Here is a 786-nt window from a genome sequence, read left to right as displayed (position 1 = left end):
ATAAACCTGCACCAATAACACCACCAAATATTCTAAATGCTTGAACTGTTAAAATTAAATTTCTTATTTGACAAAATTTAAGCATCCTTTTATAAAACCTCAACTAAAGTTGTGATTAATAGAAATGACTGAAACGAATCAAAGCCGTTTGTTGACTGTAGGTGAAGTTGCAAAACGCAGTGGTGTTGCAGTTTCAACGCTTCATTTTTACGAGTCTAAAGGTTTAATTAAAAGTATAAGAACCAATGGTAATCAACGTCGTTTTACTTTAGTGGTGTTGCGTTACATTGCGATCATTAAAATTGCCCAAAAAGTTGGGATTCCCTTAGATGAAATTAAACAAGCTTTAAGTAAGTATCCGATGGGATCTAAATTAACTGCACAGCAATGGAAAGAGTTATCTCTTGATTGGCGGAAAAGTTTGGATGATCGTATTCAAAAACTTACGCGACTTAGAGATGAAATGGATTGGTGTATAGGTTGTGGGTGCTTGTCATTAGAGCAATGTCCACTAAGAAATCCAAATGATGTATTGGGACAAGAAGGTGTTGGGGCACGTATTTTAGAAAGATCATAGCGCATAAATTTGTTGATTGATTCTATTGCTAATAATGTACCGCTTGGAATAATTAATTATTTTGTAAGTTACTCTCTATGAAGGTTTTTTATTGTAAACAGTTTATATAAAACATGAATTTTTTTGATATCTTTATTTTTTTTAGTAAGAAGTAAAATTTATGAAAAAAACTATCTTTCTTGGATTAGCGCTTGTTTCGTTAACGGCTT

At 32.2% G+C, this 786-nt stretch carries 1 protein-coding gene; it reads left to right on the top strand.

All coding sequences use genetic code 11. From position 1 onward, the window contains the following. Nucleotides 1–124: 124 nt before the first annotated feature. Nucleotides 125–577, top strand: a complete 453-nt coding sequence (gene soxR / locus J582_RS0105615) for a redox-sensitive transcriptional activator SoxR (protein WP_002048264.1) — start codon at nucleotides 125–127, stop codon at nucleotides 575–577. The last annotated feature ends 209 nt before the right edge of the window (nucleotides 578–786 follow it).

The sequence above is a fragment of the Acinetobacter sp. 1566109 genome, from assembly GCF_000582255.1.
Taxonomy (GTDB): Bacteria; Pseudomonadota; Gammaproteobacteria; order Pseudomonadales; family Moraxellaceae; genus Acinetobacter; species Acinetobacter nosocomialis.
Note: the sequence above shows the minus strand (reverse complement) of the source record. Positions and strands in the feature narration are given on the sequence as shown.